Genomic DNA, 21,186 nt, shown 5'->3' on the forward strand with positions numbered 1-21,186 from the left:
ATGAAAAGACGATACATTCAGTTTATGGTGGCGCTTTTAATTTTTAGCGGTTTTACTGCTGAAGCGCAAATCAAGAAAATAGAACCTCCATTTTGGTGGAGTGGAATGCAGAAAAGTGAAGTTCAATTAATGGTTTATGGAGATGATATTTCTTCATTAGAACCAGAAATTGATGGTTTGGAGATTAAAGAGGTGAAAAAAACCGAAAACCCAAACTATCTGTTTATAACTATTGAAACAAAAGGAGTTTCAGCAAAAAACTACACCATCAATTTTAAGAAAGATGGGAAAGTAGTTTCTAAGCAAGCGTATGAGATAAAATCAAGGAAAGAAAATTCAGCTAATAGAAAAGGATTTGATTCTTCGGATATGATTTACTTGCTTATGCCAGATCGTTTTGCAAATGGTAATCCTAAAAACGATAGCAATTCAGCATTAAAAGAAAAAGCGAATAGGGAGTTACAAGGTGGACGCCATGGAGGAGATATCCAAGGAATTATAGATCATTTAGATTATATCGAAGACTTGGGGGCTACTGCTATTTGGAGCACGCCATTGGGAGAAGATGACGATGAGGTATATTCTTACCATACCTACGCGCAAAGCGATGTTTATAAAATTGATGCCCGATACGGAACGAATGAAGATTATAAAAGATTAGCTAGTGAGATGCATAAAAAAGGCATGAAACTAATCATGGATTATGTGGTTAATCATTGGGGAGCGGAGCATTGGATGGTTAAAGATTTACCAACTTACGATTGGATCCATCAGTTTCCGGGATATGCGCAGACTAATTATAGAATGAGCACACAAATGGATCCAAATGCTTCTGAAATTGATTTTAAGATGTGTATGGATGGATGGTTTGTAAAATCGATGCCCGATTTAAATCAGAACAATCCATTGGTTTTAAATTATCTTATTCAGAATGCTATTTGGTGGATTGAATATGCAGATTTAGATGGGTTTCGTGTAGATACATATTCTTATAATGATAAAGAAGGAGTAGCAACTTGGACAAAAGCGATTATGGATGAGTATCCAAATTTTAACATCGTTGGAGAGATATGGATGCATGACCAAGCGCAAATTGCATATTGGCAAAAGGATAGTAAAGTAGGTGCTATTCAAAACTACAACTCACATTTACCAAGTGTAATGGATTTTACATTGCACGACGCTGTAACAGCTGTTTTTAATGAAGAGAATCCTTCTTGGGATAAAGGAACAATCCAGTTGTATGATAATTTTGTTAATGATTTTTTATATCCTGATATCGATAATATCCTTGTTTTTGCTGAAAATCATGATACAGGAAGAATCAATGAGATTTATAACAATATTGAAGATTATAAATTAGTAATGACATTGATGGCTACCGTTCGTGGGATTCCACAACTTTATTACGGCTCTGAAATAGGAATGAAAGGTGATAAAGGAAAAGGTGATGGCGATATCCGTAGAGATTTTCCTGGAGGATGGGAAGGTGATGCAAATAATGCTTTTTCAAAGGAAACAAGAACAGACACGCAAAATGCGTATTTTAATTTCACCTCAAAACTTTTCAATTGGAGAAAGAATAAAACGGTTATTCATTCAGGAAAAACTACACAATATATCCCACAGGACGAGGTGTATGTTTACTTCCGTAGTAATGAAAATGATACTGTTATGGTGGTAATTAATAACAGTAAAGATGCACGTACGTTAGATTTAAGCCGTTTTAAAGAGAATTTAAAAGATACCACAACTGGTAAAGATATTATTTCTGAAAAGAGTTTATCACTAGAAAACACACTAGAAATAGCAGGAAAATCTAGTTATATAATCGAAATTAAGTAGGGGTGATTAATGAATAAGAATAAAATTCATAAAATGATAAAGCTAAAAAATGCCATCCTTTGTGTAATCTTATTATCTTTAGTAGGCGCTTGTAGCAATACTAAAAAAATGGAGAATAAAAAGGAAAATCAGCATTCAAAAATTGTAATATATCAAGTGTTTACGCGCTTGTTTGGAAACACTAATACCACCAATAAACCTTGGGGAACCATTGAAGAGAATGGTGTTGGAAAGTTTGCCGATTTTACAGATAAGGCTTTAGAAGAAATTAAAGAATTAGGAATTACCCATATTTGGTATACGGGAGTTCCACACCATGCTTTGGTTAATGATTATACAGCCTACGGAATCTCTAATGACGATCCTGAAGTGGTGAAAGGGCGTGCTGGTTCGCCTTATGCTGTGAAAGATTATTACAATGTAAATCCAGATTTAGCTACAGATCCTGCAAATCGTCTGGAGGAGTTTAAGCAGCTTATAGATAGATCTCACAAGCATAAATTAAAGGTTATTATAGATATTGTTCCCAATCATGTGGCTCGAAATTATGAGGGGATTACTAATCCTGAAGGCGTGGAGAGTTTTGGTGCTTCAGATGATGTTTCGGTAGCTTATAATAAAGACAACAGTTTTTATTACAATCCCGGGGAAGCCTTTTCTTTACCAGATTGGAAGGATGGATATTCGCCTTTAGGGGGAGCAGAAAATGCTTTGATTGATGGTAAATTCGATGAAAATCCTGCAAAATGGACAGGCAACGGATCACGAGCTTCCAAACCAGACCAGAATGATTGGTATGAAACGGTGAAAGTAAATTATGGAGTTTCTCCAGATGGTCACCGAGATTTTGATACCCTTCCAGAGAATTTTAATCAGGAGTCGTATAAAAAACACTTTGAGTTTTGGCAAGATAAAGAGGTGCCAGCTTCATGGATAAAATTTCGTGATATTGCCTTGTATTGGATTGATTATGGAGTAGATGGTTTCCGTTATGATATGGCAGAAATGGTGCCTGTAGAATTTTGGAGTTATATGAATTCTGCCATCAAAATGAAAAATCCAGATGCCTTTTTAATGGCCGAAGTTTATAATCCAGATCGCTATAGAGATTATTTGCACTTAGGAAAAATGGATTATTTGTATGATAAGGTAGATATGTACGATTCGTTAAAGCATATTATGAAGGGCTACGGGTGGACAGATCATATTCCTGTGGTGCGAAATAAGTTTAACGATATAGAGCATAATATGCTGTATTTCTTAGAGAATCATGACGAACAACGTATTGCGAGTCCAGAGTTTGTAGGAAATGCAGAAACTGCTAAACCAGCGATGACAATGTTGGCAACAATTGGAACATCGCCTTTAATGATTTATTTCGGACAAGAAGTAGGGGAGCCGGGAGCAGAAGATGCTGGTTTTGGTGATCCGAGTAGGACTTCTATTTTCGATTATATTGGTGTTCCAACGCATCAAAGGTGGATGAATGGCGGTAAGTATGATGGCGGACAATCTACAGCTGAGGAAAAAGAGCTAAGAGACTTTTATAAGCGCCTGCTTAATGTTGCAATTAGTAATGAAGCCTTAACTGGCGAGAGCAGAGAGATACATTATTATAATAAAGACCATACAGAGAATTACGATCATCGAGTGTTTTCTTTTGTTAGATATTCCGAAGATCAGAAGCTAATCGTTGTGTCTAATTTTGATACAGATGTTTCTCATGAATTTGAATTACGTATTCCTAAAGATATCATCTCTAAGTGGAATTTATCAGAAGAGGAATATGAGCTAAATGACCTTTTATACCAGCAGAAAGGAAAGTTAATATTAAAAAATGGTGAAGGTTTTATAAAGGTATCTCTTGCTCCATTAGAATCATTTATTTTTGAGCTTTCAATAAATGAATAGCGATAAAAATGATAAAAAAAGGATTGATTTTTGGTACACTTCTGGTACTTTTTCAAAGTTATAGTCAAATGGAAGAACCTATAGTTATAGGGCATCGTGGTGCGAAAGGACATATAGTTGAGAATAGTTTGCCTTCTATTGAGAAAGGAATAGAACTAGGCTCTGATGCTATAGAAATAGATGTTTTTAAAATAGCAGACGGTTCTGTAGTTGTATTTCATGATGATACCTTAGACCGATTAACAGAAGCTTCTGGGGCTATAGAAAAGTACACAAAGTCTACCCTAGATGAGGTGCTTTTAGAAGGAGGAGTGAAAATTCCAACTTTAGAAGAGGTTTTAGATTTAATAGACAAGAGAGCGGTGCTTAATATAGAACTTAAAGGAGCTGGTACTGCTGAACCAGTTTATAAGATCATGAAAAAGTACATGGCTGATAAAGGATGGAAGAAAGAAGACTTTATTATTTCTAGTTTTAAATGGGACGAATTGGAGGAAATGCGAGGTCTAGACAACGAAATTCCTATTGGAGTTCTCACTAGTAAAGATATGATTGGTGCTATGAATGAAGCTAAAAAAGTAAATGCCGTAGCGATACATCCTCATTTTAAAGCATTAACAAAAGAAAATGTAGCGGAAGCACAAAAGGAAGGATTTAAGATTTATACATGGACGGTAAATACTCCTGAAGATATAAAATTAGTAAAGTCGTTATATGTAGATGGTGTTATTACGGATTACCCTGAGCGTGTAAATTAAAGAACAACATATTTCTATAATTGTTCGTGAACTAACTAACTAAAAGTTTCCATATAACTCAACTTTTAGCTACATTTGTTTGAATATAACAACAAATAAGCTGTATGAAACCAAAATTTGAGGTGGTTTTTCTTGAACAAGCTATAGACTTATATCCAAATTGGATGCTAAGGCGAAAAAGAAAATCTACTTCAATTTGGATAAAGCGAAACTCGAAAATAATCCTAAGCTGTTTAAGAAGCTAACAAACGATATTTGGGAGTTTAGAACAATCTATCAAGGAGTTCAATACAGACTTTTTGCTTTTTGGGATAAAACAGACCATACTGAAACACTCGTGTTATCAACGCATGGAATGATAAAAAAGGTGAGTAAGGTTCCAAAATCGGAAATTGAGAAAGCATTGAAGATAAGAGCTAAATATTTTGATGACTAAACTTAAAGTTATGGCAACAAAAAATAAGAAAATTAAAATGATGACACTTGACCAAATGAAGGACAAGGACATTGGAGAAATTGGAACACCAGAGAGAGATAAATACGAATTTGACTTGCGAATGGAAGTTCTTGGAGAAATGATAAAGTCTGTGCGTAAAGAGCGGAATTTAACGCAAGAACAACTTGGAGAATTGATAGGAGTACAGAAATCACAAATCTCCAAACTGGAAAGAAATACTAAAAATGTAACTATAGAAACGATTTTAAAGGTATTTAAAGCGTTGGAAGCAAATGTTAGATTTAGCGTGGAAATGAACGAATCTGAATTTAAAGTAGCATAATCTAAGTAGCAGACATATAACGCGACTATCTAAAACCATCTTTTTAAATTTAAATAGATGGTTTTTCATTTTTGTGTATTTTTGAATAATTCCCCTCTACAATAAATTAGTATTCAATGAAAAAAGCGCTTGTATTATTACTGGTGAATGTAGCGGGAATCATAATTATTTCAGCACAAGAACGTTTTTTAAGTCTTCAGTCCAAAGACAGCATAAATGGCTCTCCTAGATATAAGACTAGTTTAGGGGCTAATTTAAAGCTGAATGGGTATTTTGATATTTTTGGAGGACTTCAAGATAGTGAGACTTTTAATATTGGAAATATTAATGTTTTTGGAACTGATGATTCCAAGAGCCTTAAAGTTGATATGTATCAAACTCAGATAAAATGGGAAACTAGCGTCGTTTTAAAAGATGGAAAGAAGATAAGTGCTGTAATAGAAACCGATTTCTGGGGTGGCGATGGACATATCCGATTAAGAAAGGCGTATGTAGAAACTGAGCATTGGCAAATTGGTCAGAATTGGAATAACTTCGGCGATGAGGTCTTATGGCCAGATATTATGGAATGGGAAGGACCTCCATCTGGGATATGGCTTAGAACGCCACACGTAAAATATAAGAATACACTTCGGAATGAGAATTTTATATATGAGATTAGTTTAGAGGCGCCAATGACCGATTATGAGCGCTTCCCAGATATAGAACCCTATGTAGAAGAAGCTACTCAGTTCACACCAGATCTTACTTTTGCAATGAAATACGAGAAGCCTTGGGGGCATATCAGACTGTCTTCTGTTTACAGGCATATACGCTACAAACTGGATGGAAATGAAGATAGTTTTTTTGGCTACGGGTTTAGTCTTTCAGGGATATATAGCGCTGTAGAATCGAAAAATAACTTTCAGTATCAATTTGTTTCAGGAAAAGGAATTACCGCCTATATGACTACTATAGCAGGTCAAGGTTATGATGGTTACCCTACCGTTAATGATGATTTTAATGCTACCCCAGCTTTAGGAGGGTGGTCTTCTTACGAGTATTATTTTGCTCCAAAATGGCACAGTAGTTTTGTGCTAGGATATACTCAATATTATACAGATAATATGGAACGCTATATTGTTACCGATGAAATTGATTCAGGGGAATTGTTTTTAGACGGAGATGTAAAGAATTACCATTATTATGGAATTGTAAACCTTATGTTCGATCCATATGAGCGAATGACCGTTGGATTGGAATTAGATTACGGAGTGAAAACCTTAGATGCACAAGGGCATTTAAACAATGTTTTTGTAGACAATAGCAAAACCCGAGATGCCATGCGGATAAGCTTCGGATTCATGTTTTATTTTTAATGCTTTAGTTTTTATACCGCTGATACAAATTTTCAAGTTCTGTAAGTTTTAAAACGCTCAATTTAAAATAAGCGTACCTTTGCTTCATGGTTTTCGATGTAATAATAGTAGGTGGCGGAGCAGCCGGATTTTTTTCAGCAATACAAATAGCGACACATAATCCGCAGTTAAAAGTAATTATTTTAGAGCGTGGAAAAGAGGTGCTTACCAAGGTTAAAATCTCTGGTGGTGGGCGTTGTAATGTTACGCATGCTGAATTTGTGCCAAATGAATTGGTAAAGTCTTACCCTAGAGGTGAAAAAGAACTCCGAGGACCTTTCCATACATTTTGTAGCGGAGATACGGTAGCCTTTTTTGAAGAAAGGGGAGTTGCTTTAAAGATTGAAGAGGATGGAAGGATGTTTCCAGAAAGTGATTCTTCGCAAACTATTATCGATTGCTTTTTAAAGGAAACTGAAAAGTATGGAATTAAGGTAAATACAAGTTGCTCTGTTAAAAATATTAGTGCTGTTTCGGGAAGTGATGAATGGAAATTAGAAACATCACAAGGTGATTTTCAAACTAAAAAATTATTAATTGCAACGGGGAGTAATCCTAAAGTATGGAATTTACTTGAATCGGTAGGGCATACTGTTGTTCCTCCAGTACCTTCTTTGTTTACATTTAATATTAAAGACACACGTATTAACGGACTCATGGGGCTATCGGCACCAGCATCGGTGTTGTTGTTGGATAGAAAGGGAAAAGCCTTAAAGCTAAATGGAAACCATAAGGGAGAGGCAAGCGGTCCTTTATTAATCACACATTGGGGAATGAGTGGCCCTGCAATTTTGAAACTATCCGCATGCGGTGCGCGAGAATTATTCGATCTTAATTATCAGTTTAAAATACAGGTAAATTGGCTTTTGGATAGAAATAATCATGAGGTTTTTGAAGCATTAACCAATGTTAAAAACTCCGAAGGAAGAAAGCTTGTTTTTAATACCCGTCCTTTTGATCTGCCAAAGAGATTATGGTTTAAAATACTTGAAGCTTCAGAAATTACAAGCCAAATGAAGTGGGCAGAAGTAAGTAAAATACAATTGCAGAAACTTGCAGATGAACTCACAGAAGCTACTTACCAAGTGAATGGAAAAAGTACTTTTAAAGAAGAGTTTGTTACTGCTGGTGGGGTAGATTTAAAAGAAATCAATTTTAAAAGCTACGAAAGTAAACTGCATAGAAATCTCTTTTTTGCTGGTGAAGTATTAAATATAGATGCTATTACTGGAGGGTTTAATTTTCAAAATGCCTGGACAGGTGCCTTTATAGTCGCAAAGGCAATTACAGAGAGAACCTAACTTTATAAACTTTTTACTTTCAAACGTTACAATTTATTAAAATTTAGATAGTGTTTTTTGACCCTAAGCTTTTTGTTAGTGAAGTATTAAATATAGCTGTTTCAACTGAAGGGTATAATTTTTTAAATACTTTGACAGGAACTTTTATATTCATAAGGGCAATCACAGAGAGAATCTAACTTTACAAACTTTCTACTTTCAAACTTTATAACTTCCTTCAATTCAGTTGCCAAATACTAAAATTGAGAACAGTAGCAAAGCAAACCCATAATAAGTACGGAATCAGTAAATAAGCAGCAGTTTTATTAACCACTTTAAACCATTTTATAGTAAGAATTATAAGCACTAAAAGTGTAATTATAATTAATAAAGCCCAAAATGGTTTTTGAAATCCGAAGAAGACAATACTCCACATGGCATTAAGTAATAATTGGAATCCAAAATGATACAATGCTGTTTGTACCCATAGGTGGTAAAATCCTTTTGCCCAAACAATTCCAGCGGCAACGCCCATCATAATATATAGAACAGTCCAAACGGGAGCAAAAATCCAATTTGGCGGATTAAAACTTGGTTTGTTTAGTGTTGTAAACCATGTGTCTACAGAACTCTGCGTAGCAAATCCAGAAAGAAATCCTACCAATAAACAGATAGCTACGGCGATTATAATTTTGGTTATTTTGTTTGGCATAAGCTTGTTGTATAGCACTAAATTAGTAATTTATTTTCAATAAAAAGAACGTCAATAGCGGTCGGGCAGATTTTTTTTAAAGGAGCAGTCAACAAGGTATTTTGCTTATATTTGCGCAAATTTAGTATGCTAATGACTACAGATGTATTTATCCCAGCTCCTTATGTAAATAAGCTCGAAAATGGAAGTTGTACATGGCAATCTCCAAGTAACATTGCTTTAGTAAAATATTGGGGGAAGTTAGAGAATCAGATTCCTGCAAATCCTTCTATTAGTTTTACGTTGGATAACTGCCATACTAGAACAACTTTGGAGTATGTAAAAAAAGAATCGGGTGATGATAAAAGTACATTCAGCTTTAAAGTTTACTTAAACGATGAGCTAAAAGAAGATTTTGCACCTAAAATTGAAGTTTTCTTTAAGCGAGTAGTAGTATACCTTCCTTTTTTAAAAGAGTATCATTTCACAATAAAAACTTTTAATTCTTTCCCTCATAGTAGTGGGATTGCTTCCTCAGCTAGTGGTATGAGTGCACTTGCGTTGTGTTTAATGGATCTTGAAAAGCAGTTATTGGGATCTATGGAGAAAGATTTTTTTAATAAAAAGGCATCTTTTTTAGCACGATTAGGATCTGGTAGTGCTTGCAGAAGTATAGAAGGACCTATTGTTGGCTGGGGAGCACATAAAAACATTGAGGGTAGTACCGATTTGTATGGTGTACAATATTCAGGAGCCGTACATAAAGTTTTTGAGAATTATCAAGATACTATTTTATTGGTTGATGTAGGAGAGAAAAAAGTGAGTAGTACCGTTGGGCATAGCTTAATGAACGGACATCCTTTTGCTGAAGAACGATTTAAGCAAGCACATACAAATCTAGATAAGTTAAAAGAGATTTTTGAAAGTGGAAATCTAAATAGTTTTATCGAAGTGGTAGAGAGCGAGGCGTTAACGCTTCATGCCATGATGATGACTTCCATTCCTTATTTTATTCTGTTGAAGCCAAATACGTTGCAGATAATAGATAAGATTTGGGGGTATAGAAAGACAACAGGAAGCAAGATTTGTTTTACATTAGATGCTGGTGCGAACGTACATATATTGTATCCTGAAAATGAGAAAGAAACGGTTCTTAATTTTATAAAGAGCGAACTCGTTGCATATTGTAAAAACGGGAAGTATATTTGTGACCAAATTGGATTTGGAGCAAAAAAGCTGTAAATTAGTTAAAGTATAACATTACGCTATAGACTTAAATGAAAGGTCCTTTATTTTACTCAAAAATATTACTCTTCGGAGAATATGGAATTATCAAAGATTCCAAAGGCTTATCAATACCTTATAACTTCTATAATGGAGCACTTAAGGTAAGTGATGATTTATCTGCAGAAGCGGCAAAATCTAACGAGAGTCTTAAAAGGTTTTCTTTGTATTTAAGTGAACTAGAACAATCACATCCTAGTCTGGTTTCTTTCGATTTAGAGAAACTAAATACAGATGTGGAAAAAGGGATGTATTTCGATAGCAGTATCCCTCAAGGGTATGGTGTTGGGAGTAGCGGTGCTTTGGTAGCAGCTATTTACGACAAATATGCTTCGGATAAAATTACGGTACTAGAAAACTTAACAAGAGAGAAATTACTTAAGCTGAAAGAAATATTCGGGGCAATGGAATCATTTTTCCATGGTAAATCTTCAGGATTAGATCCTTTGAATAGCTATTTGAGTCTACCAATTTTAATCAATTCGAAAGATAATATTGAGCCAACTGGTATTCCTTCTCAAACAATAGATGGAAAAGGAGCTGTGTTTTTATTAGATAGCGGGACTACGGGAGAAACTGCTCCTATGGTACAGATATTTATGGAAAACATGAAGCAGGAAGGTTTTAGAAACATGCTAAAAAATCAGTTTATAAAACAAACCGATGCTTGTGTTGATGATTTTTTAAAGGGAGATGTGAAATCACTTTTCGGAAATTTAAAGCACCTTTCTAATACCGTCTTAAATAACTTTAAGCCAATGATTCCAGCGCAGTTTCATAAACTTTGGAAACATGGAATCGACACCAACGATTATTATTTAAAACTCTGCGGTTCTGGTGGCGGAGGTTATATCCTAGGATTTACACAAGATATAGAAAAAGCAAGAAAAGCATTAGAAGGGCATAAATTAGAAGTAGTGTATAACTTCTAAAACTCATTTTACTTTATGTTTAATCGGGGGCAAAAGCTATTATTTTTAAAGTTGTTGAGCCTCTTCTCCGTGGTGCGAGGTTATAATGTATTGGTTATTGCTATTGCCCAATATTTAACGTCCATTTATATTCTTGCGCCAGAAATTCCTGTTAGAGAAGTATTATTCGATCCTAATTTGTTTGCTATTGTAGTCGCTTCTGCAATTGCGATTGCTTCAGGATATATTATCAACAGCTTTTATGATGTAGAAAAAGACCTTATCAATAGGCCAACAAAGACAATGTTGGATAGATTGGTGAGTCAGCGGTTTAAGCTATCCGCTTATTTTGTGCTTAATTTTATATCTGTAATTTTTGCTAGCTATGTATCCTTTCGTGCGGTTGTATTTTTCTCGTTGTATATCTTCGGAATTTGGATTTATTCACATAAGCTTAAAAAAATCCCTTTTGTAGGGAATTTTGTGTCTGCAACGCTTGCTATTACTCCGTTTTTTGCTGTTTTTGTTTATTATAAAAACTTCCAACCTGTAATTTTTGTACATGCAATATTCTTATTCCTTATCATTCTTATCAGAGAAATGGTAAAAGATTTAGAAAATTTAAAAGGAGATATAGCTCAGAATTATAAAACAATCCCTGTTGTTTATGGAGAGCGGACTTCAAAAATATTGATTACCTGTTTAAGCTTATTAACCTTTATTCCTGCCATTTTATTAGTAACAGCATTTAAAGTAGGGCACATGTATATTTTCTTTTATGCATGCATGCTATTAATACTTGTTTTTATGGTGTTCTTATGGCGCTCCTCAACAAAGATGCATTATTTAGTATTACACAATATTTTGAAGTTTATTATTGTTTCTGGGGTGCTCAGTATCTTATTGATTGATATAGATTTAGTGTTGAATAGGATAATGTAAAAAAAATAGCCCTTAACATAAAGCTAAGGACTATGTGGTTTGGAGGATTTTTTAAAACCTTATTCTCCCTCTACAATTATAAAATTTGATCTTCGGTTTAGAGAATGTTCTTCCTCGCTACAGCTAACACCATTAGAACATTTATTTTTTAGTTTTGTTTCTCCAAAGCCTCTAGCACCCTCAATTCTATTTGCTGCTATTCCGTTTGCAATGAGATAGCGTTTTGTGTTTTCTGCTCTAGAATTAGAGAGTTTTAAATTATACTCATCAGAACCTCGTGAGTCTGTATGAGATTCAATCATAATATTTATGTTTGGAAATTCTTTCATAACATATAATACTTTTTCGAGTGCAATTTCTGCTTGAGGTGTAATATCAGATTTGTTCAATTCAAAATATATAGGATCTACATCTATTTTAAGCTGATTTCCTTCTTTTATAGTAAGACTTTTTAAAGATGTTAAATAGACATCATTGTCTTGAAGTTCTTTCTGAGGGTTATTTGTAGTCTTTGCAAGGATTGTTTTAGAGGTATATTCAGGCTTAGAAAACACTAACTGATGTTCTCTCTTAAAAGGTAATTTTGCTTGATAGTAGCCTTCTTCATTTGTTGTTATTTCTTGAATAATAGTATCCACTATGATATCCCGTATTTTAATCGAAGTACTTGGAATTGGTTCTTTTGTTTTTTCATCATATACATGGCCAGAAAATAACTGGTGTTGTAAGGGAGGATTTTTTTTGAAGTAATAAATATCATCATCTCCTTTCCCCATACTACGATTTGAAGCAAAGTAACCACTTAGGTCTTCTGGATTATAAATAAAGCTTATGTCGTCCATATTGCTATTTAGTCCAGGTCCCATATTTAATGGGATTTCGTAGTTATCTTTTGATTTAATTGTACTTTTAAATATATCCAACCCTCCTAATCCATAATGAGCATCTGATGAAAAATATAGAATACTATCAGTAATAAATGGAAACATCTCTCTTCCAGCAGTATTTATTGTAGCGCCTAAATTTATAGGCGTATTTGTTTTTCCATCCTCATAAATTTCTGCCATATATATATCAGATTCACCATATCCGCCAGGCATATTGGAAACAAAATATAAGTAGTTGCCATCTGGAGAAATAGCTGGGTGTCCACACGAATATTCTACATTATTGAAATCTAATGATTCGATATTTGTAATAATATCCCCATTTATATACCCTCTTACAATCTCGAAATTAGAGGTTCCCTCTTTATCGGTTTTAAGTTTCTTGTTGGAAGAGTAATTACGAGAGAAGTAAACAAATTTTCCATTTTTACCAAATGTAAGTGTAGCATCATGAAATTTAGTCTGTGTATTTATACCAAATTTTTCAGGATTTTTAAGTTCTCCATTTCCTTTATTCCTTTCAGCAATATAAAGGTCTAAATAGGGTTGTTCATTCCACGCATATAAATTATCCTTTGCAACAGCAGTATCTCTAGCTGAAGAAAAAATTAAATGATCTTTGTAGAACATTGGAGCAAAATCTGACTTAGAAGTGTTAATAGCTACATTTCTAATGTTGTATAGTGAATCGGATTCTTTTAAGCTATCTAGATTGCTCTTTTGTATGGTGATAGCCTCAATTCTATTATAATCGTCAGCATAATACTCTTTAATTAAAAGGTTTGCTTTTTTATAATCTCTACTCGATCTTGTAGATTGTAAATATTTAATAAATGTACTCTCTTTAATTTGTTTGTTCTTTAGTGTATATAATTTTTCGTACCATAAGTATGCATTTTTATAATCTGCAATATTAAAATAGCTATTAGCAAGATTTTCAATTACATCTGTGTTTATATTTTTCGAATTATTAATTGCCTTCTCATAGCGTTTTGCAGCCTCTTTAAAATGGAAATTAGCATATAGCTCATCAGCTTTCCATGTGTTTTTTTGTGCAGCAAGGCTAGAGGTTATGAATAGTGTTATTAGTATTAGTTTTTTCATCTTTGTAGGTTTTAAAAGAATCTAGGTGAACGTGCTCTTCTATTAAAGTTTGGTAATGTGTATTGTAATATGATCTCGTGAGAACCATCATTATATTTATTAAGTTCTGTGGTAGCATAATCAAAAGCATATCCCGCAAAGAAGTTACGTGAGATTTGGAAGCCTAGCATAAAGCTCATTGCGTCGTTAAAGCGATAAGCCGCTCCAATAGTAAATTTCTCTTGGAGCATAGCATTTAGAGATAGGTCTACAGTTACAGGAGCACCTTCTGTATATTTTAAAAGGGTAGAAGGTTTTAATTTAAAATCTGGTGTAATTTCAAATACATACCCCCCGATAAGATAGAATTGTGTTGTTTGGTCGATTACAATTTCATCGTCATCATTATAAGTTTCTGTTTTGATGAAATTTGGTGTTGAGATTCCAACATACCACGCATCGCTATGTAAATAGGCACCAGCACCAATTATAGGCCTCAAGTTATTTACATTATTATTTAAAATTGGATCTTGAGATTCTGCATATTTCCCCTCAGACCAATCTACATTGAGAATGTCTAGCCCAGCATTCATTCCAAAAGATAAATAAGTATTATAGCTTATGGGTAAATTGTATGAGAAAACACCATTCATATCTAGCTGATTTGATGGACCGATGTTATCATTAATTACAGTTAATCCAACTCCTATTCGTTCTCCAACTCTGCCTCCAACTGTAAGAGATTGAGTTGCTGGGGCTCCATCGAGCCCCACCCATTGAGAGCGATGTATTAATGCAACTTCTAATCTGTTTGCTCCCACATAACCAGAGTTAAGAGAAAGCGTATTATACATATATTGAGTGAATTGAGGTTGTTGTTGTGCTGTGATAACATTAATAGTCCAGAAGAACACTAATGTTATTAATCCTGTTTTATATGGAAATGAAATTTTCATAAGATTTAATTTTTTGAGGTTTTGATTATGGTTTTTAAAATCTATTACCCTCATTGATATGAGTTAAATAGAGTGCATCAATTCTTACTTAGCTATATATAGCCAGCCAGATATATCTTCACCCAGTTCATCTATTTGAAGAGAGTAAAAGTAGACTCCAGCAGGGAGTTGCTTACCTCTATCTACAGCACCGTTTACATTGGCTATCCCTGACCAATTATTTAGATAACCAGTAGTCTCAAATACTTTATTTCCGTATCTGTTAAAGATTTTCAATACATTGTTTGGGTATTGTTCAATACACTCAATCCTAAAGAAATCATTATAACCATCGTTGTTAGGTGTGAATTCATTGAAGACGGTTAAACAACTTAGCTCTATTATTACTTCTGAAGTGTTATTAGAGATATTGTCATCTGTTGGATTTGTTGAGATTATTGTAGCAACATTCGAATGATTTCCAGTAGGATTTACTTGAACCTTAATACTTAGATTTACTGTCTGATTAGGCATTAAGGAAGGGATATTCCACACTCCATTGGAAGGAATATAGTTTCCTTCTGAAGCAGAATGCTGTTGATAGGTAAATCCTGTGGCAATAACCTCATCAATAACTACATCTTTAAATTCAGTTTCTCCACTATTTATTACTTGAATGGTGAACTCAATGTAATCTCCCACTAAAGGATTTATATTATCAACAGTTTTTGATATTGTAATGTCTGAAACTGGAATACTCTCTATAGAAAGCTCATTAGTAGTGTCATCATTGGCTATATTTCCATCAGTATCAGTTACTGTTACTACCACATCATAAACTCCTTCTAGGAGGATATTGTCATCTGGTACTTGAAGTGTCCAAGTATTATCTCCATTATCAGTTAAATCTCCATCACCTTCGTTGTATGTGTTTCCATTTAATTCAATGCTCAAATCATCATTAGAATCCGCTGTTCCAGTAACAATTGGAGTAGGGTCATCGGTAACTATAAGATCTACAGTTGGCGTTGTAGGTGGCGTATTGTCATCAGCAGAAATAATGGTAAGCTCATTAATCGTACCGTCATTAGCTGTATTTCCGTCAGCATTAGTCGCAGTTACTACCACATCGTATACTCCGTCAGGGAGGATATTGTCGTCTGGTACTTGAAGTGTCCAAGTATTATCTCCATTATCAATTAAATCTCCATCACCTTCGTTGTATGTGTTTCCATTTAGCCCAATGCTCAAATCATCATTAGAATCCGCAGTTCCAGTAACAATTGGAGTAGTATCATCTGTGACTATTTGGTCTACAGTTGGCGTTGTAGGTGGCGTATTATCATCAGCAGTAATAACTGTAAGTTCATTTGTAGTGTTATCTGTTGATGAGTTTCCGCTATCGTTTGTAGCCACTGCGATAATATCATAAACACCTCCAGAAAGTGTATTTTCATCAGGAATTTGTAGTGTCCAAGTATCATCTCCATTATCCGTTAAGTTTCCATCTTCTTCAGTATAGATATTTCCATCTAAACCAATATTCAGCGTATCATTAGAATCCGCTGTTCCTGTGATGATAGGAGTTGTGTCTTCAGTAATTAATTGATTTACTGTAGGAATTGTAGGAGTGTTTGCAGGACTGGTTATGGTAAGTTCATTTGTAGTATTATCTGTTGATGAATTTCCATTGTTATTTGTAGCTGTTGCAACTATATCATAAACTCCTTCAGAAAGCATATTTTCATCAGGGATTTGTAATGTCCAAGTATCATCACCATTATCCGTTAGATCTCCATCACCTTCTGTATAATTATTTCCATCTAAAGAAACATTTATATTATCATCAGAATCTGCAGTTCCTGTGATTATTGGTGTTGTGTCTCCCGTTGTTATTTGGTTTACTGTTGGAGTTATAGGGAATGTATCCTCATCAGGACTAACAATTTTAAGTTCATCGGTAGTGGTATCTGTAGCTGTTCCTCCAGAAGCATTCATAACAGTAACAACAACATCATACGTTTTAAAATTTAAGGTGTTGTTAGTCGGTATAGTTAATGCCCATGTGTTATCTCCGTTGTCAAAAAGACTACCATCACCTTTCGTATATGTTTTACCATCTACTGTAACTATGAGGTTGTCGTTAGAATCTGCAGTTCCTGTAATTGTAGGAGTTGTATCTTCTGTAGTTAATTGATTAACAGTGGGAGTTGTAGGGGTGATAATTGCGCTGTTAATAGTCAGTTCATTCGTGGTGTTGTCGCTTGCAGAATTTCCAGCCATATCTGTAGCCGTTACTATTACATCATAAACTCCTTCTGTTAAAGTATTCTCATCTGGAATCTGTAGCGTCCATGTATTGTCATTATTATCAGTTAAATTTCCATCACCTTCTGTGTATAGTATTCCGTTTACTTCAACTGTAAGATCTGTTGTAGAAGTAGCTGTACCATTAATCATTGGAGTGGTGTCTTCTGTAGCTAAGCTATTTACAGTTGGGGTGTTTGGAAGTGTGGCGTCAATCGTTAGTTCATCTGTAGTGGTGTCTACTGAAGTATTTCCGATAGGATCCATTACAGAGGCAACAACATCGTAAACACCTTCTGGAAGCTCATTAGTAGCAGGGATATTTAATGTCCATGTATTGTTTTCATTATCAATTAAATTTCCATCTTTTTCTACGTATGTGATTCCATTTACAGTAACGCTTAATTGATCTTGAGAATCTAGAGTCCCAGTAATTGTTGGTGTAGTGTCGTTTGTAATTAAACTATTTACTGTTGGAATAGTTGGATCGGCGGTATCAATTGTTAATTCATTTAATGTAGTATCAGAATTAGTATTTCCAAAGGTATCAGTAACTAGTGCCTTTACATCATAAAAACCATCAGGGAGTGCATTTCCATCTGGAATCTTTAATGCCCATGTGTTGTCACTGTTGTCGATCAAGTTTCCATCGGATTCTGTATAAGTAATTCCATTTACGGTTACCTCCAATTCATCAATGGAATTTGCGGTTCCAGTAATAGTTGGTGTATTATCTGAAGTTGCTAAGAAGTCTACGGTTGGCTCATCTGGAATACTAGTATTGATGTTTAGTTCATCTGTAGTACTATCATTTGCAATATTTCCAACTTCATCCGTGAGTGTAGCCTGCACGTCATAAATACCATCTGGTAATTCATTTGCATCAGGAATTTGTAGTGTCCATGTGTCATCTCCGTTATCTGTTAAATCTCCGTTCACTTCTAAATATGTAATTCCATTTACAATTATTTTAAGGTTATCCTCAGAAATGGCTGTACCAGTTATAATTGGAGTTGCATCATTAGTGTCCTGTTGATTTACTGTAGGGGTTGATGGAGGAGTGGTGTCTATAGTCAGTTCATTTATAGTACTGTCGTTAGCACTTAACATTCCATCTGAAGCTGTAGCTTTTACATCATAAATTCCGTCTGGAAGTGTGTTTGCATCTGGAATTTGCAATGTCCATGTATCATCTCCGTTATCGGTTAGGTTTCCGTCTCCCTCTGTGTATGTAATTCCATTTACTAATACAGTTAAATCATCTACAGAGTCTGCAGTACCTGTAATATTTGGAGTGTTATCATTGGTAGCAAGTAAGTCTACCGTAGGCGCATTAGGAGCTAATGTGTTTATTGTTAACTCATCTGTTGTATTGTCATTAGCGGTATTTCCAGCTATATCTGTAGCCGTTGCCATGACATCGTATGTTCCATCCGGGATAGCATTTCCATCTGGAATTTGTAGCGTCCATGTGTCATTACTATTGTCGGTTAAGTTTCCGTCTCCTTCTGAGTATGTGATCCCATTTACAGTTATTTCTATTGTATCTTCTGACAATGCAGTACCAGAAATTTTAGGAGTATTGTCGTTAGTTGATAATGGAGTTACTGTTGGAATTTGTGGGTCTGTGAGGTCAATAGTCAGTTCGTTTATAGTATTATCTGTTGAAGAATTTCCAGCAGCGTCATTAACTGTTGCGATAATATCATAAACACCTTCTGGCAATTCATTTCCTGTTGGGATTTGTAACATCCATGTGTTATCTCCATTATCCGTTAAGTTTCCATCTCCTTCGGTATAGGTAATTCCATTTAAATCAATACTAAGTTGATCTGTTGAGTTTGCGGTTCCAGTTATTGCAGGAGTTGTATCATTTGTTTGTTGTTCATTTACCGTTGGTGCAGTAGGAGGAGTAACATCTATGGTGTATGTTTCTGTATCAGTACCACTACTAGTACATATAGTATTGTTGCTCTCTACTGTAGCTTGAATTGTAAGATCACTATCTGCCAGAAGATCACTTCCGTTTACAGGAATTTGAAAACTACCATCGGGTGCTACTGTTCCAGAATATTTCACTTTATTAATGGTAAGTGTGACCGAATCTCCAGGTTGTGAATCTCCTCCTGTATCTCCTGAAATAATGATAGATGTATTAGATTCATTAATGTTTATAACATCATCGGCAGTAATATTAGTATCAAGTGTTATGGTAGGGTTTAGCGTGTTCGTTATTACATTTATTGTTGCTTGCGCTAAGTCGCCATTAGCATTATTACATCCTGTCTCATCATTGGTAATACTTACATAATAACTTATTGGAGTGTCTGTAGGTGTTAACCCAGAAACAGTAAGTTTTCCATTTTCATCAATAGTATATGTTATTGAACCTTGTGTCAAACCATTGGTGATTGGAGTTACTTTCTCAGGGTCAAAAAACCAGTTGAAAGTTCCATTAATGCTGCTTGACGGTGTCAGTATAGCATTACTAGATTCACATATGTCATTTTCGGCTCCTGTTATCGTAATGTCTGCTGCTGTTGGTCTATCTATCGCTCTAACATGAACAGCCACTCTTGCCGATTCTGTATCGCATCCTGATTTAACAGAAGCTGCATAAAAGGTGGTGTCTTCGTTTATTGTTGGCGTTGTAAAAACATCTCCTGAGTTTGTAGATGCTATTAAGTTGCCTCCAGTTGCAGCATCATACCATCTTATTTGTAGGTCTGTTGGATTTGTGCTCGCCGTTAAGTCAGCACTTGTTCCTATACATACTGACACATTTTTAGAACTTTCACTAATGATTGGTAAAGCAGGTGTTCTAGTAATTCCATAAAGATCCAAGCTTTGGGCAATCTCTACATTTAAAAGTGAGCTGTAGCGAACTGTAATTTTGTCTACAGGTACTCCAGGGCTAAAAGGAATTGATGTTGGTAAATTTTTATTTGCTTGTATTTGTATGAGGCTAAGTAGGTCTACATCTAATAAACTTGAAAAAGGTATGTTTTGTACTACTTCACCGTTATTACTAGCAATAATATTGATGCTATTTAAAGCTCCCACTGAAATTAAAGCAGGTGATAGTTTTAACCGGATATTGAAGCTGTCTGTGGTATTTGATGATCCTTCAAAATAGATAGACTGTTGTATTGACGCTAAAACACTTAAGATTCCTAAATTTAATTCAGAGTGATTTGCTGGGTTTCCATCAATAGCATATTGAGGATTTCTAACACCCGCACCTCCAATTTTAAGAAGGTCTAAGCTAATCCCGCTACCGTCAAATGATGTAAAGGAAGGATTCCCACATTCTAATAGATTGGTAGCATAGTAAGCATCGTAAACACCAAGCCTTTTAGTGTTTCCTAGTCCTACAAGAGATCCTAATCTGTTGGTAAGTCGTACTCGGTCGTATGCTTGGTTTGGAGTGATGGCAATAAAATATTTTCCATTTCCATCTACAACAATTCTCAATCTATCTGTGGCCATACTGTTTTCAACCTCAGACCGGCCAGTAATAATGCTAGTTCCTCCATTTAATGCTTGAACAGTAAACTCTTGATTACCTATAAGTACTGTTCCTAATACATCTGATAGCAAAGAACCTAAGCTTCCTCCTAATAAAGTGGGAAGTAAATTCTGGTCAGTGTCTATTTTTATATAAGAAGTTGTATTTGCTGGAACAGTTTGTGGAAACTTGAGTTCTATACGACCAGAATAGCTTCCCAGTCCTACTATTAATCCAGAACTTGCTCTCACATTTGCTTTGGTGTTTAAATTTCCATCGATTGCATTTCCAGAGTTGTCAGTAAATCTCTCACTAGTGATTGAATTAGTGAAAGTTTGCGATTGAGCATGAGACTCAATGTTAAACAAAAGCGCGCAAATAATCGCTGCGCAAAATTTTAATTGTGTGGTAAAATTTCTCATAGGTTATCGGTTTACGTTGGTTTGCGTAAGTAAAGGGGAAGTCAGTAATATTGGGTGTAGGGGAGGGAGTACCTATGTTATTTGTAGCAGTATATATACGTGTTTTTTTAAGTAAAAACTTATAATCCGCTAACGTAATATTGATTTTTGTATTAAAATTCATACAGTCAATATTTCTATATATACGAAGTTTGTTCAACCTTGGTTTTGTTAAAATGAAGTTAAAAACTCAATAATTTTGTTATG

The 21,186-nt window shown here is 34.8% G+C and carries 13 protein-coding genes and 1 pseudogene; 10 read left to right on the top strand and 4 right to left on the bottom strand.

Translation table 11 applies throughout. The features are described 5' to 3' along the window. The 7 genes and pseudogenes from JM658_RS03845 to JM658_RS03875 all read left to right on the top strand — a co-directional run bounded on the left by JM658_RS03845 (position 1) and on the right by JM658_RS03875 (position 7,991). A complete protein-coding gene (locus JM658_RS03845) occupies positions 1-1,845 on the top strand; it encodes a glycoside hydrolase family 13 protein (RefSeq protein WP_394800461.1) in 1,845 nt (614 codons plus the stop codon). A gap of 33 nt (positions 1,846-1,878) precedes the next feature. Next, positions 1,879-3,756 (top strand): alpha-amylase family glycosyl hydrolase, encoded by a 1,878-nt coding sequence (locus tag JM658_RS03850; protein ID WP_236957909.1) that lies wholly within the window; start codon positions 1,879-1,881, stop codon positions 3,754-3,756. An 8-nt stretch (positions 3,757-3,764) separates the two neighbouring features. Beyond that, on the top strand, positions 3,765-4,514 hold the full coding sequence (locus JM658_RS03855) for a glycerophosphodiester phosphodiesterase (RefSeq protein ID WP_236957910.1): 750 nt from the start codon (positions 3,765-3,767) through the stop codon (positions 4,512-4,514). A gap of 104 nt (positions 4,515-4,618) precedes the next feature. After that, positions 4,619-4,950: pseudogene (locus tag JM658_RS03860) on the top strand (type II toxin-antitoxin system RelE/ParE family toxin). Positions 4,951-4,987: 37 nt separating this feature from the next. Next, entirely contained in the window at positions 4,988-5,293 is a 306-nt protein-coding gene (locus JM658_RS03865; RefSeq protein WP_449555718.1) for a helix-turn-helix domain-containing protein, read from the top strand. Positions 5,294-5,409: 116 nt separating this feature from the next. After that, positions 5,410-6,651, top strand: a complete 1,242-nt coding sequence (locus JM658_RS03870; RefSeq protein WP_236957912.1) for a hypothetical protein — start codon at positions 5,410-5,412, stop codon at positions 6,649-6,651. Between the two features lie 86 nt (positions 6,652-6,737). Further along, a complete protein-coding gene (locus JM658_RS03875; RefSeq protein ID WP_236957913.1) occupies positions 6,738-7,991 on the top strand; it encodes a BaiN/RdsA family NAD(P)/FAD-dependent oxidoreductase in 1,254 nt (417 codons plus the stop codon). A gap of 217 nt (positions 7,992-8,208) precedes the next feature. Here JM658_RS03875 and JM658_RS03880 read toward each other — a convergent pair whose 3' ends face one another. After that, positions 8,209-8,682: a TspO/MBR family protein gene (locus JM658_RS03880; RefSeq protein ID WP_236957914.1), complete on the bottom strand. Its 474-nt coding sequence runs from the start codon at positions 8,680-8,682 to the stop codon at positions 8,209-8,211. A 132-nt stretch (positions 8,683-8,814) separates the two neighbouring features. Between JM658_RS03880 and JM658_RS03885 the strand changes: the two genes are divergently transcribed. Genes JM658_RS03885 through JM658_RS03895 form a run of 3 tightly spaced genes read left to right on the top strand, consistent with a single transcriptional unit; the run spans position 8,815 to position 11,798 of the window. Continuing rightward, the gene (locus JM658_RS03885) at positions 8,815-9,903 is read left to right on the top strand and encodes a diphosphomevalonate/mevalonate 3,5-bisphosphate decarboxylase family protein (protein WP_236957915.1); all 1,089 of its coding nucleotides are present in this window, start codon (positions 8,815-8,817) and stop codon (positions 9,901-9,903) included. A gap of 35 nt (positions 9,904-9,938) precedes the next feature. After that, positions 9,939-10,877, top strand: a complete 939-nt coding sequence (locus tag JM658_RS03890; protein WP_236957916.1) for a mevalonate kinase family protein — start codon at positions 9,939-9,941, stop codon at positions 10,875-10,877. Positions 10,878-10,892: 15 nt separating this feature from the next. Continuing rightward, the gene (locus JM658_RS03895) at positions 10,893-11,798 is read left to right on the top strand and encodes a geranylgeranylglycerol-phosphate geranylgeranyltransferase (RefSeq protein WP_236957917.1); all 906 of its coding nucleotides are present in this window, start codon (positions 10,893-10,895) and stop codon (positions 11,796-11,798) included. A gap of 59 nt (positions 11,799-11,857) precedes the next feature. Here the strand turns inward: JM658_RS03895 and JM658_RS03900 are convergent, their stop codons facing one another. From JM658_RS03900 to JM658_RS03910, 3 genes are all read right to left on the bottom strand, one after another. Then, positions 11,858-13,789, bottom strand: coding sequence for an OmpA family protein (locus JM658_RS03900; RefSeq protein WP_236957918.1), 1,932 nt, complete (start codon positions 13,787-13,789; stop codon positions 11,858-11,860). 11 nt (positions 13,790-13,800) lie between these two features. After that, a complete protein-coding gene (locus tag JM658_RS03905; protein ID WP_236957919.1) occupies positions 13,801-14,724 on the bottom strand; it encodes a PorP/SprF family type IX secretion system membrane protein in 924 nt (307 codons plus the stop codon). 84 nt (positions 14,725-14,808) lie between these two features. Continuing rightward, positions 14,809-20,940, bottom strand: coding sequence for an Ig-like domain-containing protein (locus JM658_RS03910; RefSeq protein ID WP_236957920.1), 6,132 nt, complete (start codon positions 20,938-20,940; stop codon positions 14,809-14,811). Between the last annotated feature and the right edge of the window lie 246 nt (positions 20,941-21,186).

The organism is Joostella atrarenae, from assembly GCF_021764745.1.
Lineage (GTDB): Bacteria > Bacteroidota > Bacteroidia > Flavobacteriales > Flavobacteriaceae > Galbibacter > Galbibacter atrarenae.

Bases quoted from the DNA above. Each gene is read 5' to 3' on its own strand.
- JM658_RS03845 (WP_394800461.1), top strand. From the start codon at position 1: ATGAAAAGACGATACATTCAGTTTATGGTGGCGCTTTTAATTTTTAGC.
- JM658_RS03850 (WP_236957909.1), top strand. From the start codon at position 1,879: ATGATAAAGCTAAAAAATGCCATCCTTTGTGTAATCTTATTATCTTTA.
- JM658_RS03855 (WP_236957910.1), top strand. From the start codon at position 3,765: ATGATAAAAAAAGGATTGATTTTTGGTACACTTCTGGTACTTTTTCAA.
- JM658_RS03865 (WP_449555718.1), top strand. From the start codon at position 4,988: ATGATGACACTTGACCAAATGAAGGACAAGGACATTGGAGAAATTGGA.
- JM658_RS03870 (WP_236957912.1), top strand. From the start codon at position 5,410: ATGAAAAAAGCGCTTGTATTATTACTGGTGAATGTAGCGGGAATCATA.
- JM658_RS03875 (WP_236957913.1), top strand. From the start codon at position 6,738: ATGGTTTTCGATGTAATAATAGTAGGTGGCGGAGCAGCCGGATTTTTT.
- JM658_RS03880 (WP_236957914.1), bottom strand. From the start codon at position 8,682: ATGCCAAACAAAATAACCAAAATTATAATCGCCGTAGCTATCTGTTTA.
- JM658_RS03885 (WP_236957915.1), top strand. From the start codon at position 8,815: ATGACTACAGATGTATTTATCCCAGCTCCTTATGTAAATAAGCTCGAA.
- JM658_RS03890 (WP_236957916.1), top strand. From the start codon at position 9,939: ATGAAAGGTCCTTTATTTTACTCAAAAATATTACTCTTCGGAGAATAT.
- JM658_RS03895 (WP_236957917.1), top strand. From the start codon at position 10,893: ATGTTTAATCGGGGGCAAAAGCTATTATTTTTAAAGTTGTTGAGCCTC.
- JM658_RS03900 (WP_236957918.1), bottom strand. From the start codon at position 13,789: ATGAAAAAACTAATACTAATAACACTATTCATAACCTCTAGCCTTGCT.
- JM658_RS03905 (WP_236957919.1), bottom strand. From the start codon at position 14,724: ATGAAAATTTCATTTCCATATAAAACAGGATTAATAACATTAGTGTTC.
- JM658_RS03910 (WP_236957920.1), bottom strand. From the start codon at position 20,940: ATGAGAAATTTTACCACACAATTAAAATTTTGCGCAGCGATTATTTGC.